The organism is Streptomyces sp. NPDC025721 (assembly GCF_055558595.1).
This window is the reverse complement of the sequence record NZ_JBVHMF010000007.1, coordinates 20,805-39,757: the sequence shown is the minus strand read 5'-3', so window position 1 is coordinate 39,757 and position 18,953 is coordinate 20,805. Positions and strand designations below refer to the sequence as shown.

At 70.5% G+C, this 18,953-nt stretch carries 18 protein-coding genes; 12 read left to right on the top strand and 6 right to left on the bottom strand.

The window, feature by feature from the left end; all coding sequences use genetic code 11:
* Window positions 1-9: 9 nt before the first annotated feature.
* Window positions 10-3,000 carry a tetratricopeptide repeat protein gene (locus ACZ4EF_RS12570; protein ID WP_467504226.1) on the bottom strand — a complete coding sequence of 997 codons (2,991 nt, stop codon included), beginning with the start codon at window positions 2,998-3,000 and terminating at the stop codon, window positions 10-12.
* A 49-nt stretch (window positions 3,001-3,049) separates the two neighbouring features.
* Window positions 3,050-4,873: an HSP90 family protein gene (locus tag ACZ4EF_RS12565; RefSeq protein ID WP_467504224.1), complete on the bottom strand. Its 1,824-nt coding sequence runs from the start codon at window positions 4,871-4,873 to the stop codon at window positions 3,050-3,052.
* Between the two features lie 255 nt (window positions 4,874-5,128).
* Between ACZ4EF_RS12565 and ACZ4EF_RS12560 the strand changes: the two genes are divergently transcribed.
* Window positions 5,129-6,535, top strand: a complete 1,407-nt coding sequence (locus ACZ4EF_RS12560) for a GNAT family N-acetyltransferase (RefSeq protein WP_467504222.1) — start codon at window positions 5,129-5,131, stop codon at window positions 6,533-6,535.
* A 504-nt stretch (window positions 6,536-7,039) separates the two neighbouring features.
* Here the strand turns inward: ACZ4EF_RS12560 and ACZ4EF_RS12555 are convergent.
* Both ACZ4EF_RS12555 and ACZ4EF_RS12550 read right to left on the bottom strand, forming a co-directional pair.
* On the bottom strand, window positions 7,040-7,483 hold the full coding sequence (locus ACZ4EF_RS12555; RefSeq protein WP_401309303.1) for a GNAT family N-acetyltransferase: 444 nt from the start codon (window positions 7,481-7,483) through the stop codon (window positions 7,040-7,042).
* A gap of 15 nt (window positions 7,484-7,498) precedes the next feature.
* Window positions 7,499-8,662 (bottom strand): helix-turn-helix domain-containing protein, encoded by a 1,164-nt coding sequence (locus ACZ4EF_RS12550; protein ID WP_355336809.1) that lies wholly within the window; start codon window positions 8,660-8,662, stop codon window positions 7,499-7,501.
* Between the two features lie 223 nt (window positions 8,663-8,885).
* Between ACZ4EF_RS12550 and ACZ4EF_RS12545 the strand changes: the two genes are divergently transcribed.
* The 4 genes from ACZ4EF_RS12545 (at window position 8,886) to ACZ4EF_RS12530 (ending at window position 11,217) form a co-directional block, all read left to right on the top strand.
* Entirely contained in the window at window positions 8,886-9,359 is a 474-nt protein-coding gene (locus ACZ4EF_RS12545) for an ATP-binding protein (protein WP_401855599.1), read from the top strand.
* Window positions 9,360-9,364: 5 nt separating this feature from the next.
* Window positions 9,365-9,871 carry a DUF6907 domain-containing protein gene (locus tag ACZ4EF_RS12540; RefSeq protein WP_467504447.1) on the top strand — a complete coding sequence of 169 codons (507 nt, stop codon included), beginning with the start codon at window positions 9,365-9,367 and terminating at the stop codon, window positions 9,869-9,871.
* A 292-nt stretch (window positions 9,872-10,163) separates the two neighbouring features.
* Window positions 10,164-10,607 carry an SH3 domain-containing protein gene (locus ACZ4EF_RS12535; RefSeq protein ID WP_467504219.1) on the top strand — a complete coding sequence of 148 codons (444 nt, stop codon included), beginning with the start codon at window positions 10,164-10,166 and terminating at the stop codon, window positions 10,605-10,607.
* A 223-nt stretch (window positions 10,608-10,830) separates the two neighbouring features.
* Entirely contained in the window at window positions 10,831-11,217 is a 387-nt protein-coding gene (locus tag ACZ4EF_RS12530; RefSeq protein WP_467504217.1) for a hypothetical protein, read from the top strand.
* Between the two features lie 390 nt (window positions 11,218-11,607).
* On the opposite strand, the gene ACZ4EF_RS12525 is transcribed toward ACZ4EF_RS12530, so the two are convergent.
* Window positions 11,608-12,378: a GntR family transcriptional regulator gene (locus ACZ4EF_RS12525; protein ID WP_467504215.1), complete on the bottom strand. Its 771-nt coding sequence runs from the start codon at window positions 12,376-12,378 to the stop codon at window positions 11,608-11,610.
* A gap of 198 nt (window positions 12,379-12,576) precedes the next feature.
* Here ACZ4EF_RS12525 and ACZ4EF_RS12520 point away from each other — a divergent pair, with 198 nt between their 5' ends.
* The 7 genes from ACZ4EF_RS12520 (at window position 12,577) to ACZ4EF_RS12490 (ending at window position 17,097) form a co-directional block, all read left to right on the top strand.
* Window positions 12,577-12,966, top strand: a complete 390-nt coding sequence (locus tag ACZ4EF_RS12520; protein ID WP_467504213.1) for an SCO3933 family regulatory protein — start codon at window positions 12,577-12,579, stop codon at window positions 12,964-12,966.
* On the top strand, window positions 12,966-13,166 hold the full coding sequence (locus tag ACZ4EF_RS12515; RefSeq protein WP_467504212.1) for a hypothetical protein: 201 nt from the start codon (window positions 12,966-12,968) through the stop codon (window positions 13,164-13,166). Before ACZ4EF_RS12520 ends, ACZ4EF_RS12515 begins: the two co-directional genes overlap by 1 nt.
* Window positions 13,159-13,395: a hypothetical protein gene (locus ACZ4EF_RS12510; RefSeq protein WP_467504210.1), complete on the top strand. Its 237-nt coding sequence runs from the start codon at window positions 13,159-13,161 to the stop codon at window positions 13,393-13,395. The genes ACZ4EF_RS12515 and ACZ4EF_RS12510 overlap by 8 nt, the downstream gene beginning before the upstream one ends.
* A gap of 11 nt (window positions 13,396-13,406) precedes the next feature.
* Window positions 13,407-14,717, top strand: a complete 1,311-nt coding sequence (locus ACZ4EF_RS12505; protein WP_467504208.1) for an FtsK/SpoIIIE domain-containing protein — start codon at window positions 13,407-13,409, stop codon at window positions 14,715-14,717.
* Window positions 14,714-14,908: a hypothetical protein gene (locus ACZ4EF_RS12500; protein ID WP_467504206.1), complete on the top strand. Its 195-nt coding sequence runs from the start codon at window positions 14,714-14,716 to the stop codon at window positions 14,906-14,908. Before ACZ4EF_RS12505 ends, ACZ4EF_RS12500 begins: the two co-directional genes overlap by 4 nt.
* A 298-nt stretch (window positions 14,909-15,206) precedes the next feature.
* Entirely contained in the window at window positions 15,207-16,646 is a 1,440-nt protein-coding gene (locus ACZ4EF_RS12495; protein ID WP_467504204.1) for a replication initiator, read from the top strand.
* Window positions 16,639-17,097 (top strand): hypothetical protein, encoded by a 459-nt coding sequence (locus ACZ4EF_RS12490; protein ID WP_467504202.1) that lies wholly within the window; start codon window positions 16,639-16,641, stop codon window positions 17,095-17,097. Before ACZ4EF_RS12495 ends, ACZ4EF_RS12490 begins: the two co-directional genes overlap by 8 nt.
* Window positions 17,098-17,172: 75 nt before the next feature.
* Here ACZ4EF_RS12490 and ACZ4EF_RS12485 read toward each other — a convergent pair whose 3' ends face one another.
* Window positions 17,173-18,663 carry a recombinase family protein gene (locus ACZ4EF_RS12485; protein ID WP_467504200.1) on the bottom strand — a complete coding sequence of 497 codons (1,491 nt, stop codon included), beginning with the start codon at window positions 18,661-18,663 and terminating at the stop codon, window positions 17,173-17,175.
* Window positions 18,664-18,953 lie beyond the last annotated feature (290 nt).

Below are 18,953 nucleotides of genomic sequence, written 5' to 3'. Positions count from 1 at the left end.
AGCCCGGCCTCAGCTCTCGTCGTCCGCCCGGTCGGCGCTGGTGTAGTCGAGGATCGAGGCGGCCTCGGCGCGGCGGGCGTCGGCCGTGGGGCCCTGGGCGTCGGCGTATTCGGCGGTGACGGTACGGGCGCGGGTGGCGGCGGCGGTGGGGCGGGCGAGGTCGGCTTCCAGCCAGGCGGCCATGAGGGTGGCGGCGGTGCGGTCGTCGCGGGCGGTGGCGCCCAGCGGGGTGAGGGTGGCGATGGCGAGGTCAGCCAGTGCCAGGGCCTCCTCGTAGACGGCGTCCGTGTCGCCCGGACCGTCGTCGGAGCCGTCGGTGCCGCCCGCCGCGCGTAGGACGATCTCGGCGGTCTGGCGGTAGGTGTCGGCGAGGTCCACGCGCAGGTGGCCGGTGGCCGACCCGTCGTCGGGGTCGGCGGCTTCGAGTGCCTGACGCACGGTGTCGGCGGCGGCGGTCATGAGGGAGCGGGCCACGGTGATGCCGCCGCGGCCTTCACCGACTTCGATCCAGGCGCGGGCGCGCAGGGTGCGGATCAGGGCGTGCGGGTCGCCCACGGCGCGCCAGAGGTCCTCGGCGCGGGCGTAGGCGCGTACGGCCTCGTCGTGCAGACCGGCGCGGTTGAGCGCGTCGGCGGCGAGATTGGCGAGCATGGCGTGGTCGCAGGGGTCGTCCCAGCCCTCGGCGACCCGGGCGGCGCGCAGGAACTGCTCGGCGGCCTCGCGGGCCTCGCCGAGGTCGAGTTGGCACTCGGCGAGCCACCAGCGGGCCTGGACGATCTGGGCCTCGTTGCCGCCGCGTTCCAGGTCGGGAAGCACGGACTCCAGGACGCAGGCGCCCTCCTCGGCCCGGCCGAGCCGCCGCAGCGCGCCGCCGAACAGCAGCCGGGCGGTGGCGCCCATGTCGTCGCCGTGGCCAGCCTCGTCGGCCCAGGTCGCGGCCTCCAGCGCCTCGGCCGCGGCCTGTTCGTCGTCGCCGAGCGCGGCGCGCGCCTGGGCGATGAGCAGGTGCAGATGGGCGCGGTGCGGCGGTTCGAGTACGTCGGCGCCGTGGTCGAGCGCGGCGCGCGCGCAGTCGGCCGCGGTCTCTGGGTCGCCGCCGCGCAGTGTCAGGTCGGCGAGGGCCGCCTCGGGCTCGGCGGCGTACCAGGGCTGTTCCGCCGCGTGGTGCAACTCGGCTCCTCGGGTGAGGAGTCGGACCGCCCGCTCGCCGTCGCCGCGGCCCGCGGCGAGCCGTCCGAGCATGACGGTGGCGTCCGCGAGGCGTCCGGTCATCCCCGGCTCGGCCTGGTGCTCGTCGCTGAACTCGGCCACGTCGGCGGCCTGTTGGGCGGCCTCCGCGAGCGCGGCCCGCCCGGCCTCGTCGTCGCCTCCCGCCGCGGCGGCCAGCAGGACGCGGCAGCGCAGCAGACCCGCGCCGCTGACCTGGCGGGCGGTGGCCCGCTCCCTGCCGTGCAGGTCGCGCAGCACCGCGCACTGCTCCTCGACCGCCCGCAGCGCCTCGTCCGCCTCGCCGGTGAGCGCGAGCGCGTAGGCGGCGCGGGCCCGGCTCGCCGCGGCCTCCCCCGGCTCCCGCGCGTCCTCGAACTGCCGCGCGGCGCGCAGGAACAGCCCGCGGGACCGTACGGGTTCGCCGATCGCGGCCATCGCGGCGTTGTCGGTGATCTCCGCGCGCGCCGCGGCGTCCACTTCGGCGCCGGTCCGTTCCACGGCGGCGGCCACGTCCGCCCACGCCTGGTGGGCCCGCGGGTCGCCGCCGCCGCTGAGCCGCCGCGCCTCGGCGACCATGTCCGGCAGGTCGTCGGCGCCGGGTTCTGCCGGTACGGAGTCGGCCCGCGGCGGGGGAAGGGCCGGTCCCGCCTCCGTGACAGCCGCCTCGCCGAGCCGCGCCGCCCGAATTCCCAACGGCAGCCGTTCCAGCAGGGGTTGGCGCGCCATCCGCTCCCGTACGGCCTCGGAGACGGCCCGTGTGCCGTTGCGGGCGTCGAAGCTGTGCGCCAACTCCAGGGCGCGGGTGCGGGCATGGGTGTGCAGGTCGGCGGCGGTCCAGTCGCGTCCCGCCGGTCCCGGCACCGGTCGGCCGGCGTGGCCGAGCGCGGTGAGCCGTGCGGTGAGCAGCGCGGTGACGGCGTGGTGGTCCATGAGGCTGTCGGGGTCGCCCGCGGCGGTGAAGTGCGCGGGGTGTGCGGCCAGGATCTCCAGGCCGCGCGCCTCGTTGCCGGTGAGCGCGCAGAATTCGATGTGCTGGGCGACGGCGGACCGCATGCTCTCCATCGACCGGACCATCCGGTAGCCGCGCAGGTGGTTGGCGCGGGCCAGGTCGGCGCTGCCGGTCCTGAGCAGCGGCAGCAGCGAGGAGGCCAGGACCCCGTGCGGCTCGTGCGCACACGTCAACTCGCCCGCCAGTACCGGCTGCCAGCTCTCCAGCGCCCGCCGGTCGTCGCCGAGGCGCACCCGCCAGCCGCCCTGGGCGTGCAGTTCGCAGGCGTGGCAGTCGCTCATCACGTCGCGGTCGGCGGCCAGCCACGCGGCGAAGGCGGCCTCGGCGCGCGGCAGGTCGCCGATGTGCCGGGCGATCCTGAACTGGCCCTGCCGCACGGCGCGTTCGGAGTATCCGGCGAGCCGGTAGCGGTGTTCCATCTCGGCCTGCCACTTCTCGATGGCGGCCAGCGGGATGTGCGGCTGGTCGAGCATGCCGCTGGAGACCCACTTGAAGTACCAGTGCAGGCTCTTGGCGCTGAACTCGTCGAAGTCGCCCGGCTGTTCGTCCCACATCCGCAGCGCCTTCGCGAAGGGCACGAATCTCTTGTCGGACTCGGAGCTGTAGTTGTACGCGGTGAGCAGATTGAACAGCGCCTCGATGATCAGCGGCCGGTCACCGGTGCGGTCGGCCTCCTCGGCGATGCGCTCGGCGCGGGCGTTGCGGGCCGCGCCCTCCGGCTCCGCCGCGTTCTCCTGGATGGCCCGGCGCAGATCCGCCGCGGTCGTGGGCTCGCCGGTCATCGTGGGCTCCCCGGGACGCCGCGCCGTGGCCCGGTCGGACACGTCGTCCTCATCGGCCCTCCTCCTGCCCGGCCGGGTGGTCGGTGGCCCACTGGAGCAGGTCGAGGAAGGCCCGGTTGAGCAGCGCGGTGTCGGCGGGCCGCAACGGGCGCTGCGCCATCAACAGCGCCTGCGCGTACAGCGCTTCGACGGAGCTGGCCACCAGGTCGCGGGCGCCGAGCGCGCCGATCCTGCGCACCAGCGGGTTGAGGTGGTTCAGGACCAGCCGGGCCCTGGGCGCGGTGCCGCGCAGCGATCCGAGGATGCCCGCCCACAGGTCGTCGGCCTGTTCCTCTTCCTCCTCGCGGGCGCGCTCGTGCCGGGCCGACCGGTCGTCGAGGTGCAGCGCGGGGACGGTCAGCGGGTGGAACGTGCGCAGGACGACGTCGCACCCCAGCGGGTCGAGTGCGGCGCGGGCGACGGCGAGGAAGCCCGACAGGGCCAGTTCCTCGGCCGGGTCGACCGTGTCGAGGTGGGCGGTGACGGTGTCGGCGTCCAGTTCCGCGACCGGGGTGCCCGGCCGTACCCGCGGGAGCATCCCGACCAGGTCGGCGTCGTACGTGTAACCGCCGTTGACCACGCCCATGCCCTGGGCGGCGGCGATGGCGGCGACCTGGCGGAATTCCTCGACGGTGCGGGTGAAGTGCACGGTCGGGTGGCGGCGGGCGAATTCGTCGAGCGACTGCTGCCCGTCGGTGGTCTCGAACGGCAGCCAGGGCAGCATCACCCGCAGCAGGTCGGGGTCGTGCCGGGCGAGCGTCTTCACGCCGAGGTGGTGCACGGACAGGAAGTGTCCGAGGCGTTCCGGCTCGCCCGCGGCCAGCGTCGTCAGCCACTCCTTGATCCGCTCGCCCAGCGCGTCGCGGACGGCGGCGAGCGTCTCGTCGGCGTAGAGGTGTTCGCGGGACGCGGTCGGCCTCAGGCTGTCGGTGTCGATGACGCAGCGGACGAAGAAGGCCCAGTCCGGGAGGAGTTCGTCGGCGCGGTCGGTGAGCAGCATGCCCTTGAGGTGCACGCGGTGGCCCGCGCGCTGGGCCGGGCTGACGGCGGAGGGCAGGACGTACGCGATGCCGCGCACTCCGGCGACCGGAACGTCGAGGTCGATGGCGTCCAGCGGCAGGAAGCCGAACTGCTCCTGGCAGTGCCTGGCCAACTCCACCCGGCGGGCTCCGGCACTGGCGTGGCGGCGCTCCCAGACCGGCGGCCGGTCGGTGACGGGCGTGTCGTCCACCCGGATGTCGTACGGCAGCAGCGAGCCGAAGTCGCGGGTGACGGCGGTGACCCGCTCGGGCGCGAACCAGTCGGCGGCACCGGGCCGCGCGGTGAGGTGCACGGTGGTGCCGGGTTCGGTCCTGGCGTCGTCCGGCAGCGTGCGTACGGTGTACGAGCCGTCGTCGCGCGCGGACCATTCGACCGGCGGCGCGTCCGGGGTGCGGGCGGAGCGGCTGACCACGCGGATGGTGTCGGCGACGACGAAGCAGGCCAGCAGGCCGATGCCGAACTGGCCGAGGAATTCGGTGCGGGCGGAGGCGATGCCGTTCTCCAGCGCGTCGCGCTTGGAGCTGCGTCCGATGGTGGCCAGCAGATTGTGCACGTCGGCCTCGGTGAGGCCAATCCCGGTGTCCTCGACGCGCAGCGCGCCGGGTTCGGTGTGCAGCAGGACGCGGGCGGGCGCGTCCTGGTCCTGCGCGCGGCGGGCGGTGATCGCGTCGACGCCGTTCTGCAGAAGTTCCCGCAGGTAGACCTTCGGGCTGGAGTAGAGGTGGTGGGAGAGGAGATCCACCAGGCCACGCAGATCGACCTGGAAGGTGTGCGGTGTCTGTTCTGCAGTCATCGTCGCTGCGCCGGTGGGGGTAGCTGCTTCGGCGCGGGTAGGGCGGCTCGGGTGGTCCGCGGCGGGGTGAAGTCGGGCCATCGTAGGCGGCGCGGGGGCTCGTTGACCATGGGGCCATGGATGCCGCACTCCGGCGCGAGAGGGGCGCATTCGGCAAAAACGTTGAAAACGTAAGTTAACCGAAAAGATCCGTCCTTTACCGGCCGGTCACGGAACGTTCGTGATCACGCAACACATCTTAGGCATGGTAGACGTATGTCTCAGTCGACTCCTGCCCATCCCGGATCCCGTCAGCATCACTGGCGCCGCGAATTCGTCGAAGTGGCCGCGCTGTTCACGGCGATGGCCACCGCCGACCTGATCGCCGAGACGGTGGGGCACGGACCCGACGGCCGGGTGCTGCTGGTCATGTCGGCGGCGGCGCTGCTCGCGGTGGCGGGCTTCCACACCTGGTGGGCACGCGGGCGCGGCCACGCGCCACCGGCCGCCGCGCCGCGGACGGGCGAGGACGGACGCGCCGACGCATCCGCCGACGAGGCAGGCGCCGAGCGCGCGGGCGACCGTACCGACGGCGAGACGACGCTGTGGCGGCTGCGGACGACCGTGCGCGACGCCCCCGGCAGCCTGGGCGCGGTGTGCACGGCGCTCGCGGGCAGCCGCGTCGACATCGTCACCCTTCAGACGCACCCGCTGGCCGACGGCACGGTGGACGAGTTCCTGCTGCGGGCCCCTGCGGCGCTGCCCGCCACGGCGCTCGCCCGGACCGTCACCGCCGCGGGCGGCACCGACACATGGACGGAGCGGGCGGACGCCCACGACCTGGTGGACACCCCGACCCGCATGCTCACCCTGGCCACCCGTACGGCGCTCGACGCGGCGGAACTGCCGCTCGCGCTGCGGCAGTTGTTCGGCCGCTGCACCATCCGCTCGACGCCCGCGCCCGCCGACGCCACCGCTCACGCCGAGGACGCGCTCGACGGAACCGTGATGCGGCTGCGCGACCCGTCGGGCGGCACGATCACCGTCCAGCGCGACCATCTCCCCTTCACGCCCACCGAGTTCGCCAGGGCGCGGGCCCTGCTGGAACTCGACGCGCGGCTCGGCGCGCGCCTCGGGGCCAGGACGCCCGACGCCAAGGATGTCCTGACGCTCCCCGAGGGCAACGAGATCACGATCCGCCGCGCCGGGCCCGAGGACCGCGAAGCCGCCCTGGCCATGCACGAGCGCTGCTCCCCCGGCACTCTCGCCCTGCGCTACCACGGCCCCGTGGGCGACGCCGACCGCTACCTCGCCCACCTGCTCAGCCCCCGCTTCGGCCAGTCCCTCGCCGTCGAGACCGCCTCCGGCCGCCTGGTCGCCCTCGGCCACCTTCTCTGGGACGGCGACGAGAACGAGGTCGCCCTCCTCGTCGAGGACGGCTGGCAGCGGCGCGGCATCGGTGCGGCCATGCTGCGCAAGCTGGTCGCCATGGCCGCCGAGGCCGGGCGTGACAGCGTTTACGCTGTCACGCAGTCGACCAACACCGGCATGGTCGCCACCATGCGCGAGCTTGCGCTGCCGCTCGACTACCAGGTCGAGGACGGCACCCTCGTCATCACCGCCACACTGGCGTCTGCCGACGCCCCTTCCCCCCTCCCCCGCACCACCCAGGACCGCACCTGACACCTCGGGTCACCCCCCGAAGGGGCGGACGGGCGCGCTGCCGTCGCGCGGGGCCTGATTTCCAGGGGCACGGGGCGGGTGCGCTGCGTTGCGCGGGGCCTGCCCTTCAGGGGCGCGGGAAGGGCGCGCTGCCGTCGCGCGGGGCCTGCTCTTCAGGGGCGCGGGGGGACTTCGCCTAAAGACAAGGTCCATTCTACCGGCGAGAAGTCGCTCTGAACAGGAAAAATGAGACATTCACGCTGGTCAGTTGGGGTGCGCGCATTGCTGGGTGCGCGTGCGGGCTGGCGGTTGGGCGGGGCTTTGGGCGGGAGCTGCCATGGGGCGAGAGATCGGGGCCCGTAAGCTCGCGCGACTCGGGCAGGCTGTGGACCTGCCCGCAATAGCCCGAAGTGGGCCCCGATCTTAGAGGCTCGCCCCATGGTGGCTGCCTAAAGCCCCGATCAGCCGCCCATCAGCCGTAGCTGCTTGAACCGGTGTGCGGTCCGTCGACGGCAACATCTAGTGCTACAGGCCGAGGCGGTAGAAGACCTTCCCCGCCTTCTGTTCCACGCCCAGTGCCTCGTAGAACGCGAGGGCCGGGGGGTTGTCGGTGTCTGCCGTCCATTCGATCCGGGAGCACGCGGATTCGGCGGCGATCCTCTTCAGCTCAGCCAGCAGCGCACGACCTACGCCGCGACGCTGAGCGCTCTCGCGTACGTAAAGCTCCTTGAGGTACAGCGACGTGTCCGCGCCCGCTGCGGGCCAGAGGAACGTGTAGGACGCGAGCCCGACGACGTTGCCGTCATTCCGGGCGAGGAGAACGGTCGCGGCGGGCCTGGAGGAGAACAGGGCCCGGCGGATCTGCTCGGGATCGGCGGCGGTCGGCTCGCCGCCGTAGTAGTGCTCTATCTCTCCGAGGATCACGGAGATTTCATCCGTGTCCGCCTCGGTCGCCTCGCTGATCTGCATCGCGCCCGCCCTTTCTCACTCCGAAGGTTGCGCGAGGATCTCACGCAGCGCCTTCACCTCCAGCACTCTTCGAGCCTCCGGCACCCTATCGGCGACATCTCGGGCGCGGCACATGATCAGTGCGGTCCTGTGCTCCTCGGGCAACTCGACCACGGTGTTCATGGCCTGTTCGGCGGCCGAGGCGGGATCGCCCGCAATCGCCGTGCACATGGCCAAGTCCAGCCGGACGAGAGCCCGGTCCGTGTGATCGGAGCATGGGTAGAGATCGAGAGCGCGGGTCAACTCCGCGCTGGCACGGTCGGTGTCTTCAAGGTGCGTCCAGGCGTTCCCGGCGTGGAAGGCCATCTGCGATTCGGAGTAGCTGAACGCGGACTCCTCCCGGTCTTCGTCCGGAAGCCGGTTCAGCGCATCTTGAGCATGAGCCAGCGCCACCGCCGTGGCGTCGGGTCGGGAGAGCAAGGCGTGGGCACGTGCTTCAAGCGGCGCGGCGAGAGCAGGCCCGACGCAAGGGAGGCCACCGGCCCAATGCTGGGCCCGTACAGCCAGTTCGACCGCCCCGTAGAGGTCACCGCTGTAGTAGAGCTGGTACGCCTCCTGCGCGTAGATCCACGAGAGGGTGGCCCGGTCTTCGGCGGACGCCGCTGCGGCACGCCCCGTGCGCCACCAACTCTTCGCTCGCTCGTCTCCCATCTTGAGCAATGTCAGGGCGACGAGACCGGACATACGTGCGGCGGCGATGGTGAGCCGCTTACGTACGCGCTCCGACTGACGCCCCGTCATTAAGAGGCGGAGATCTGCGAAGTCGGTGATCAGATCTGGCAACAGCTCGGACTCCGGACGGTATCGGGTGGCTCTGCCGTGGCGTGCGACCGTCCATTCCACCTCGTCCAGGCTCACACCTGAGAGGGGACCAGCGGCGAAGGCTTCGTGCAGCCCGCGTTGCAAGGAGTCCGCTTGCTCAAGTGACGACGGACCGGACTCCGCTTCGGCCAGGACCACCAGCTCTCCGTGTGCCTCCAACGCCCGATCAAGTGCCGCCGCTGACTGTGCGGTTGGCTTGCGCCGACCGTTTTCGAGATCAGACACCTGACTCTTGCTGACACTTGCTAATCGGGCTACGTCTCGAAGCGACCGGCTTCCGCGAAGCCGCTTCAACGCCTGACCGAATGACTCGCTCATGAGTCCTCCGCTGTCCGCCGTGTCCGCAGAGGTGCGGACGAGCGCGGACACGTAACTACTGCACCGGACTTTGCCGACAAGCAACGCTACTCGGGTCAGGACGTGCAGGCCGCGCTCCTGGCGGATTCGCCGTACGACCCCCGCAACCGCGTGAACGGTCCGGGGGCGTGGCCAACCTGAGAGAGCAGGCTGACATGCGTGAGTTTAACCGGCGTTCGTTCGTGTGGGTGGGGGCAGTGCGGTGACGTTGACTGTGCCGCCCGCTGCGGAGGGGCGTTCCCTGGTCGTGAAGCGGTGGGCCCACCATCCGAGGTGTGTACCGGTGGCTCGGCATGAGCTGCGGGGACATTTGGGAGCTTGGGGGATGCCCACGCTCGCCGACCGCGCTGAGGTCGTCCTCTCGGAGTTACTGACCAATTCTCTGCGCCATGCGCGTTCCCCGCAGGGGCGGCTGATCGAGACGCGGTACGAACGCCTCGACGGCGGCGTGCAGATCGAGGTGCATGACGCCAACGAGTCCTGGCCCGTACTCCAGGAGCCGTCGGCGGACGCGGAGTGCGGCCGGGGGCTGGCGCTGGTGGACGCGATTACCGGGTCACGTTGGGGTGTGAGCGCGCGAGAAGGGGTCGGAAAGCGGGTATGGGCGGTGGTCGCGCAGGACGACGCGGACGCCGAGGGCGAGGTGCCGGGCCGGTGAGCGGAATGAAGACCGTCTCCCGTGGCCCTGCCGCCGAAACCGACGTTCCCGCACGCCCTGGCCGGACGTGGGAGATCGCCAGCACGGACAACTACACCGCCACGGGTTACCTGCCGACCTGGGCCGAGGACGATCCGAGCACGTCCGGCGTATCGCTCGCACGGCTCTTCGTCCTGCTGGGAGACATGTGCCACCAGGCTCACTTCGACGGTCAGCGGATGCGCGTCGCGCATGCCCGCGAACCGGGCGAGGAGTCGGCGGTGTTCAGCGGGACCATCGACTGCACGCCGTACGCCGAAGACACTGCGGGGCGTCTTCCGGTGGCGAACGTCTGGATCGTTGACGACTACTGGGTCAACGGGCTCGATCCGACCGGCCTGGCGACGTTCGCCGCCCAACTGCGCGCTCAGGCCGACTACCTCGACCGCGAGGTATACCCCCTGCTTGTGGCGGCGCGTGCGGAGTGGACCGCCCGGCATGCGGGCAGTGCTGTGAACGGCGGTGCGGTATGAGACAGATGCTGCTCAGGTCGTGATCGTGCTGTTCTGAACCGCACTCGTCGTGCCGCTGGCCGTCGCCAGCGACCCCTACCTGTACACGCGTCCCTAGCGGCGAACAACGCGATACGGCAACCAGTCGGCTCCGCCCGGATCAGTCCGGGCGGAGCCTTCTGCCGTTCGAGGTGAATCACATGTCAGGATAACCAGTTGCCCTCATTTGTTTGCGGGACACATGCTCGCTACTTGTCAGGACAAGTAGCGGCCTCCCGTCGCTGCTCGTCTCGGATCAGCGAGAGGAGTTCTCATGGAGAAGATCACGCGCAGTCGGCTGCGGGCCGGGCTGGTTGCGGTGCCACTGTCGGCGTCGGTAGTGCTGGGCGTCGGCGCGGGTTCGGCGTCGGCTGCCGGATCGGTGGAACTGGCCGGGGGCCGAACGCCCGCCGTCGAGACGCATGCGGCGCGGGCTCCGGCTCAGCAGTCGTACGCGCGGACGCAGAACTCCAGCGTCCGGGTCAACGGTCTGCGGTTCCGGACGCGTGCCAGCTACTACGGCGTGGTTCGGGGGCTGTTGTATCGGGGTGACCGGGTGCAGGTGCTCGGGTCCAGTGGGCCGTGGATGCATGTGCGGCTGACGCGTCGCAGCGGTGGCGGGTCGCGGGCGGGGGCTACGGGCTGGGTGGCCAAAAGCTACCTGTACGGGCCGTCGTGCTCGTCGTACAAGGCGTGGCCGTGCAGCGCGTGGCGATGACGCGATGGTGACGCACCGTTAGATGAGATCGGTCCTCTCGCTGGTGCGGGAGGGCCGGTCCTGCGTGTTTGTGGCGTGAGTGTGCCAAGTTTGCCCCTCGTCGCATCGTACGGTTGTCGTATCGTCATTCTGTGCTACGGTTCGCTTTCGCAAAGACCATTGTTTACGACGTACACCGGCACGTGTCAGGCATATGCCGGGTGGCGGGATGGGTGCATGCGTCATGCGCGACGGGGATGGGTCGGGGTCGGGCCGGTGGGACGACGGCCTCGTCGAGACGGCGTGGGTCAGCGGGGTCGAGGCCATCGCGGGGTGGGTGGAAGCGGATGAGGCGGCCAGGGAGTTCCGGGAACTGCTGACGGGCCTGGGGGTTCCTGAGGAGGTGTTCCGGGTGGCGGCGGGGACGGCTGTCGAGGGTTCGGGCAGTGTGCGGTTCAAGGGGTCACCGGAACTGGTCCGTTGGATCACGTGGGTACTGGCGCATGTGGACATGGGGACGATCCCGGATTCGCCGTACTGCCCATTGCGGGGGAAGCGATCGTTAGATGTCTGCGAGCCTGCGGTCCGCGTGGAGGCGCAGTTGACGGCGTCCTTTCCTGGGCACTCCTGAGCGGGGAGACTTGAGCGATGAGGCGGAAGACGGTCGGCGCGGCGTGGCGTACCCAGGGCGGGCGTGGCAAGGTCCGGGTCGAAGAGGATGAGCGCGGCGGCCATTGGGTGACATGTTCCGGCTGCAAGCTGGACGCGTTCGCTCCTGGAATCACTCCCGCGAAGTTCGCCGCGCGAGATCACGCGAAGACGTGCACGCGGTGACGCGTGCACATGAAATGGGCCTCCTGGCCGGCGAGGCAGAGGGGGCTTTGTGCTGTTCAGGGGGCTGCGGGCTCGTGCGGGCGGGTGCCGCTCCGGACGGGACCGGCCGTCAGGCCGCATGCCCGGCCGGAGGGCGGCAGGGCCGCCCGGCGCGCCGCAGGCGCGCCCTTGAGTAAGTAGAGAAGATCTAGACCGACCGGGCTGCGGCGGGTGCTCGGGCGGCTGTCAGGTGGTAGGCGAGACGCGCGTTCTCCGCGCTGGCGGTGAGGGTTTCGAGCAGGAGCGGGCCTTCGTCGGCGGAGTGGGTGACGCGGTGGGCGACGAGCAGCCACGGGGCGTCGGGGAGTTGGAGGGCGGCGCGGTCGTCGGGGGTGGCGGGGCGTGCGGTGACGTACTCGGTCCAGGTGAGGTTGTGGCCTGCGGCGGTGAGGAGTCCGTAGATGTCGTCAGGACCGGCGTTGGGGTCTTCGTGTAGTTGAGTGTGGCGGGCTGCCAAGTCGAAGGGGACGAGCCCCCGGTGTGTGGCGCGGGTTCCGGTGGTGGGGTCGTGCAGCAACCGGTAGACGGAGAAAGCCGCTTGGTCCTCGTGGCCGATCATCGCGGCCTCGTCGGTGGTGACGTGGGTGCGGGCGACCCGTACGGGTCCGGCCTCGGTGAACTGGGCCCCGTAGGAGGAGAAACGCTTCCCGCGTCGGGTGATCGTCTGGTCGACGGTGGCCTGTTGGGCGGCCTGGCGTACGAATGACCCCTTGCCGCGCTGGCTCTCCACCAGTCCCATCGACCGGAGTTCGGCGACGGCGGCGCGTGCGGTGGGCCGGGAGACGGCGAACGTGGCCATGAGGTCGGTCTCGCTGGGGAGCATGCTGCCGGGCGGGTACTGGCCCTGGCTGATCTGCTCGGCGAGCCTGATAGCTACGGCCTCGTAGAGGTGTACCGCTTTGGCGGTCTCGTCCGGCATGTGGGCTGGCCTCCCGTGTCTCCGTGTCGTAGTCGGGTGTCAGTGGGTCGTGCTAGGTACATGTCTACCCGTCGGTTGTCAGGATAAGTGCTTGCCTCTTGCGGTCAAGCGGCGCACACTCGCAACCTATTAGGACAAGTATCTAACCGGACAGGTGTCCGGTGCTTGTCGTGATCGACGGAGAGGGTGTGTACGCCTATGCAATCCATCCCGGTGGACGTGTCGCGGCTGGGGGCGATCTTGTGTGTGGTCCCTCCGGAACCGCGTGTGAATCCGGAGACGGGCCAGATCAGGGTGGACCGGGAAGGCAACACGGTCTATGTCGTGGGGCTGGTCATCCGGCAGGCGGAAGGACGGAAAGCGGACACCGTTGAAGTGGCCGTGCCTGGTCAGCCACGCGGGCTGGACGCGGGGATGCGCGTGGAAGTCAGGGATCTCACGGCGGTCCAGTGGCAGATGGGCGACCGGTCCGGCACCTCGTTCCGGGCGACGGCGATCACTCCTGCGCCGGGGTCGGGGCCTTCGGTGTCGGCTCCGTCCCTGTCTGCTGCGGTCAAGGCCAAGGCTGGCCCTGGGGGTGAGGGGTGATGGCGGGTACGTGGCTGGATCTGATGGACCGTCTGGCGGTGCTCGGTGAGGTCGCCGCTGCTCCGCTGGATCCGGGCACGCGTCGGCTGTCGCTGCTGCGGGTGGCGCGGGACTGCGAGGCTGCGGCTTCGGCGGCGCGCGTGCTGGCGGAGATGGAAACGGCGAACGCGGCGGTGGCGGGGGTGAGCGGTCGTGAGTGAGGTGCATGCGGAGTTGGCGCGGCTGGGCCGTGATCTGGACGCGATGACCGGGGCGGGTCTACTGCTGGAAGTGGCGGGGCATGACCGGGATTTCGTGCCGGTGATGCTGCGGCTGATCGTGCGGCATGCGACGTTCGCGGCGGGCCGTGCGCGGTTCTTGCTGGCATCGGAGTACGCCCCTGATGCCGCGCCGGGTGCGGGTGACGCGGTGGACGGGGGTGGTTCGTGATGCCGTGGGAGTTGATCGTCTGGCTGGTCACGGCGGGGCTGTGTGTGGTGCTGCTCATGCAGCCGGTGTGGGAGTACCCGCTGCCGCGCTGGCTGGACGGGATCGCGTGGGGCTGGGTTCTGGGCGGCTTTCCTCTGACGGTCGGGCGGATGGTGACGACCTGGCGGCGGCTGTGCATCGCCACGGATCTGGCGGTGACCAACCGGCCGCGCCATGCGGTGATTGCGGGTGACCTGATGGTCAGCGGGAGTCCGCTGCGTCCTTCGGTGCCGCGTCTGGGGTTGCCTCGGCTGACGCGGGCGGGTCTGCGGCTGCGTATCCGGATGCTGCCGGGTCAGACTCCGGCGCTGTATCTGGCGGCGGCCGAAGCGATGGCGCATGACTGGCGGGTCTACGGGGTGCGGGTGGTCTCGCCTCGGCGGGGCTGGGTCACGATCACGGCGACGGCGCGTGATCCGCTGGCCGAGAGCAGGACGGTTCCGGCTGGCAAGCCGTCGCGGTTGTTGTCGGCGGTCGTCGGCCGTACGGAGGACGGCGGGGCGTGGACGGTTGATCTGCGGTCGGTGCCGCACTGGTTGGTGGTCGGTGCTACGCAGTCGGGCAAGTCCACGCTTCTGGCCTCGTGGGTGGCGGAGTTGGCTCCTCAGCCGGTGGCGCTGGTCGGGATCGACTGCAAGGGCGGGTTGGAGCTGTCGTTGTTCGGCCCCCGGCTGTCGGCGCTGGCCAGCAGCCGGAAGGAAGCGGCCTCACTGCTCGGGGCGTTGGCGGTCGAGATCGGGCACCGCATGGCGAAGTGCCGGGCGGCGGGTGTGCGTTCGGTGTGGGAGTTGTCGGAGGACGTGCGGCCGGTGCCGCTGGTGGTCCTGGTCGATGAGTTGGCGGAGCTGTATTTGTCGGACGGCAGCAAGGCGAGCAAACAACAGGTGGCGGAGTGCTCCACGGCACTCCTGCGGCTGGCTCAACTCGGGGCAGCTCTGGGTCTCCACCTGATCGTTGCCGGGCAGCGGGTGGGATCCGAACTCGGTTCCGGTGTCACCGCGTTGCGTGCACAGCTCGGCGGCCGGGTCTGTCATCGCGTTCATGACGAGCAGACGGCGTTGATGGCGCTGGGAGATCTGTGGCCGGACGCGGTGGCGGTCGCGCAGTCGATCGGTGAGGACGAACGCGGGGTGGCGGTGGCCACGGTCGGCGGGAGCTGGCTGCGGGTCCGGTCCACCCACACCACCACCGAACAAGCCCGGTTGACGGCCCTGATGCACGCGAAGAGCACCCCGGCCATGCCGGGGCTGGTTCACGCGGTCGGGGGAGGTGAGTCGTCGTGACCTCGGAATCGGCGTCGCTGTCGTTGGTCGTGGTCCTCGGCATCATCACGGTGTTGTTCGTCCGGTCCCGTGAGGTGCCCTGGTGGCAGGCGGCGTTGATCGCGCTGTTCGGGTTCTACGTGGCGCTGACTCCGGCGGTCTTCATGGTCTCGGAGCTGGTGCAGTGGATCCTCGACCGCTTTCAGGGCTGAGGGGCGGTGCCCTGTGCCTGAGAGTGAGCCGCCGCGCTGCCCGATCTGCGGGCGCCAGCGGGAGTACCGGCGGCGTGGGCGTCTGGTGCGCTGCCGGTACTGCCGCCGCACCTGGCGCCGTCGTCATCCGCGTTCCCGTAAGCCGCCTCGTCGCTGAGCGTGCTGGCCGTGCTGGCCGTGCTGGCCGTGCTGGCCGGCGGGCGGATTCCGTCATCATCGCAGCTCAACCGGTACGGAAAGGAGGGCTTGTCATGCCGATCTCGGTCCTGTCCGCACGGCACGAAAGGGCTCCGCCGTCATGGCTGTGAACCTGTACGACCGTGCCGCACGGCGTTCCGCGCTCGACCTGGCGGAGCGCCTGCGGCACTTGAGCGATACCGAAAAGGATCTGGTCCGGCTCGCCAATGAGCCCGGTTACCGGCGCTGGCGTGAGCAGATCCGGGCGACAGGCGGCTGTGCCCACCCGGTGTACCTGTCCGGGCACACCACTACGGCAGACCCTTCTACGGGTCTGGTGGTGCGGCACTACGACACGGCCGGTGAGCCTGGCGGGCGGCTGGCGGTTCGATGCCGCAACCGCCGCACATCGGTCTGCGCGCCGTGTTCCCGTGAGCACTCCGGGGACACCTTCCATCTGGTGCGCGCCGGACTGCTGGGTGGCAAGGGAACTCCGGCTCGGGTGGTGGAGCATCCCCGGCTGTTCGTCACCCTCACCGCCCCGTCGTTCGGCACGGTGCACCGTGCGGGCCCGGAGCGCTGCCGACCCCGACGTGATGGCGGCGAGTGTGAGCACGGTCGGCCGGTCGCCTGCGGGAACGTCCATGCTGACGACGACCGCTTGATCGGTCAGCCACTGTGCCGTGAGTGCTACGACTACCCCGCCCACGCGTTGTGGCACGCGCACGCCGGGGAGCTGTGGAACCGTACCTGCCGGGCGATCCGGCGTCACTTGGCGACCGCTGCGGGGATCAGTCAGGCGGCGCTGAACGAGCATCTGCGGGTGTCGTTCGCGAAGGTGGTGGAGTACCAGCGGCGTGGCGCGGTCCACGTTCACGCGGTGATCCGCCTCGACGGTCCGGACGGACCGGATACGCCTCCTCCGTCGTGGGCAACTGCTTCCCTCCTGGCAGAGGTTGTCCGCAGCGCTGCCGCTGGCGTGCGCGTGGCGATGCGGCATTCGTCCGCGCTCGGCGAGTACGTGTTCCGGTGGGGCGTACAAATAGACGTACACCCGATCCGGGCGTTCGGCGACGGCTCGGCCATCACCGATGAAGCGGTCGCCGCATACGTCGCCAAGTACGTATCCAAGAGCCTTGGCGACACCGGGGGGCTGGACCGCCGGGTGGCCTCGGCTGCCGCCATCGACCTGGCGGCGGTCTCGGCTCATCTGCGGGCGCTGATGGGTACGTGCTGGCGGCTGGGCGGTCTGCCGGAACTGGCGCACTTGCGGTTGCGGGCCTGGGCTCACGCGCTGGGCTACCGGGGCCACTGCCTCACCAAATCCCGCTTGTACTCGACGACTTATGGATCTCTGCGGGCCGCTCGTTCACGTTTCCGGACGGGTGAGCCAGACGATTCCGGGGTCGGGCTGGTGACGCACTCCTCGTGGCGTTACGTCGGCTCCGGTCACACTCCCGGTGCGGCGGAGATCGCGGCCGGGATCGCGGATGACCTGGCGGTCCTGCGGGAGATCGCCCGACTGCACGCGTCGGCGTGGGGTGGTGGGCCCGATGGCTGAGGCGCTGGTCGTCGGGGAGTTCCACTCTGCGTACGTGGACGGCGGACGGGTTGAAGCGCTGCGGACGTGGCGGGTGACGACCGGCGATCCGAACGTCGCCGCGAAGGTTGCCCGGCTGCTGGGTGGCATGCCCCGTCCGGTGCCGTTGGCCGCTGGGGGCGGACTGGAAGTCGTGACAGACGCTGACTCCGTGCGGGTGGCCATCAATAGCAGGAGCGGCAACCGGCTGGGGTTCTGCTTGGAAGGCAGTACCGGCCTTGGCCGGTTCGAATTCTCTCCCGCGCCGTGGACCATCGACCAGATGACACGCACCTGCGGCCACGACGCCGCGACCGGGGCGGGTGGGCGGGACGCCGGGACGCGGTTGATCATCAAGCGGGTGGAGATCCGGACGCTGACGGGGATGTACGCCGTTCATCGGCTTCCGGTGCTGGTGCTGCCCGCCATCTGAGGGGGCGGTGACGTATTGCGGAGGGTCCCATGCGGGGTTGCTGCCTGCCGGGACCCTCCGTGTCGTGCGGGGCCGTTAGGCGGCCAGCGCCACGGCGTACATGTCCATGCCGGTGAGCGTGAGCCGTTCCTTGGCGCCCTGGGGGAACAGGACGAAACGCACGTCGTAGCTGGCCAGAAGTTCACGCCGTGCCGCGTCGTCCGGGGCTTCGGTCCATGCCTGGGCGACGGTCTTGCCGGTGGACACCATCCGCATGCCTGCGGGACGGTCCGGGAGCGCCCGCAAGTCCTTGAGCTCCTTCCCGATGCGGGTGTACTGGGTCTGGTACCACTCGGCATCGTCCTCGTCGTCGTACAGACCCGCCATCCGGTCCGCGCGCAACCGCGCCCGGTCCGCCTTAAGCTCCCCGATCCGCGACCCGTGCCCGCTGCCGGGGTCCCACACCTTCTCCGCGATCTCACCCGAACCGTACTGCGACAGGAACCACTCGGTGATCATCTCGTCCGCCATGCTGAGCTTGATCGACGGTGCGGGCGCGCAGTCCTCCGACCCCTTGACGCCCTTCGCCCGGCCGGTGCACCGATAAGACGGACCCTCCGCGCCACGGCTGCCCACGGTCACGCCGTGCCCACAGTTCCCGCACGTGCCCAGCTTCGAACCGAGCCGTGTCCCCTTCGGCGCACGCGGCTCCGTACGCGCCTGCGGCTTCAACGGCTTGCACCTCTCCACCAGCCGGTCCCTCGTGGGCCGATCCCACAGACCCTCGCACAACCGCACCGGCTGACCGGTCCGCTCGTCCAACACCGGGCGGCCCTGGTGCGTGAGGTACCCCAGAGACGCCTCATTGGTCAGCACGTAGATCAGCGACTTCGCCGACCACGGAATGCCCTCCGGCTCCCTGCCGTACATCACCGCCATATGGTCGGACGGCGACAGCACCCCTGCCCTCGTCAGTCGCGCCGCCTCCGTATACGGAGTGATCTTTCCCGTCTCATCGGTCAACAGCCGCTTCGCCACATCACGGGCCGTCTCCGCCGCCCCCGCGTGCAACTCCACATGATCGACCCTGCCCATGGGAACCAGGCGCACGTACTGAAAGCCGTACGACGGTGCGTTGTTGGGCTTCCCCAACGTCCGGGCCGTCACAGCCCCATCCCGGTTGCGCTTCTGCATGGCCCGATGCTCCATCTGGGCACCGAGAGAGTCGATGGAAAGACGTACCTCGTCGGCTGAGTCGTCCAAGTTCCACGGGCCGTCGTGCCCGTCCGTCACCAACAGCTTCTTCTGCCCGTGGATCAAGTGCGCGGTGTTCAGCACACACCGCTGGTTGCGGCCGATCCGGTCCACACTCGGCCCCACAATGCCCGAATACTGCCCCATCTCACCCCGCAGCCACGGCCCCAACCCCGGACGGGTCATCGGGTCCGTGGCCCCCGACACCTCCCAGTCGTCCGCCCAAGCGATGATGTGACCACCGACACTCGCCGCCGCCTTGAGGTCCTGAGCCTCCTGCTTCTCCGGCGACGACGTCGCGTCCTTCTTCCGGCTCAGCCTGCGCACCGCCACCAGACACTTCCCACACCCGTCATAAGCCGTCACCGGCCCCGCCGGAATCCGCGCCCTCCTACCCCGACCACGACCGCGCCCGCCCGCACGGCCCCCGCCGCCGTCATCGCCAGCAATAGTCGTCGCGTACATGCTCTCCATGGTCCGCCTACCCCTCCCGCACGTCACGTGCGTTTTGAGGAAGCCCCTCCGGGGAACTGCGCGGCCCGCCCCCACCGGGCTGTCAGCCCGAAAACACACAGCAACTGCCCCACTGGGGCCGGTTCTCAGACGTGCCACCGCGCGAGCTG

Coding starts and splice junctions, on each gene's coding strand:
- ACZ4EF_RS12555 (WP_401309303.1), bottom strand. CDS start 7,483: ATGCAGATCAGCGAGGCGACCGAGGCGGACACGGATGAAATCTCCGTG.
- ACZ4EF_RS12565 (WP_467504224.1), bottom strand. CDS start 4,873: ATGACTGCAGAACAGACACCGCACACCTTCCAGGTCGATCTGCGTGGC.
- ACZ4EF_RS12535 (WP_467504219.1), top strand. CDS start 10,164: ATGGAGAAGATCACGCGCAGTCGGCTGCGGGCCGGGCTGGTTGCGGTG.
- ACZ4EF_RS12540 (WP_467504447.1), top strand. CDS start 9,365: ATGAAGACCGTCTCCCGTGGCCCTGCCGCCGAAACCGACGTTCCCGCA.
- ACZ4EF_RS12550 (WP_355336809.1), bottom strand. CDS start 8,662: ATGAGCGAGTCATTCGGTCAGGCGTTGAAGCGGCTTCGCGGAAGCCGG.
- ACZ4EF_RS12525 (WP_467504215.1), bottom strand. CDS start 12,378: ATGCCGGACGAGACCGCCAAAGCGGTACACCTCTACGAGGCCGTAGCT.
- ACZ4EF_RS12490 (WP_467504202.1), top strand. CDS start 16,639: ATGGCTGAGGCGCTGGTCGTCGGGGAGTTCCACTCTGCGTACGTGGAC.
- ACZ4EF_RS12495 (WP_467504204.1), top strand. CDS start 15,207: ATGGCTGTGAACCTGTACGACCGTGCCGCACGGCGTTCCGCGCTCGAC.
- ACZ4EF_RS12570 (WP_467504226.1), bottom strand. CDS start 3,000: ATGACCGGCGAGCCCACGACCGCGGCGGATCTGCGCCGGGCCATCCAG.
- ACZ4EF_RS12560 (WP_467504222.1), top strand. CDS start 5,129: ATGTCTCAGTCGACTCCTGCCCATCCCGGATCCCGTCAGCATCACTGG.
- ACZ4EF_RS12520 (WP_467504213.1), top strand. CDS start 12,577: ATGCAATCCATCCCGGTGGACGTGTCGCGGCTGGGGGCGATCTTGTGT.
- ACZ4EF_RS12530 (WP_467504217.1), top strand. CDS start 10,831: ATGCGCGACGGGGATGGGTCGGGGTCGGGCCGGTGGGACGACGGCCTC.
- ACZ4EF_RS12515 (WP_467504212.1), top strand. CDS start 12,966: ATGGCGGGTACGTGGCTGGATCTGATGGACCGTCTGGCGGTGCTCGGT.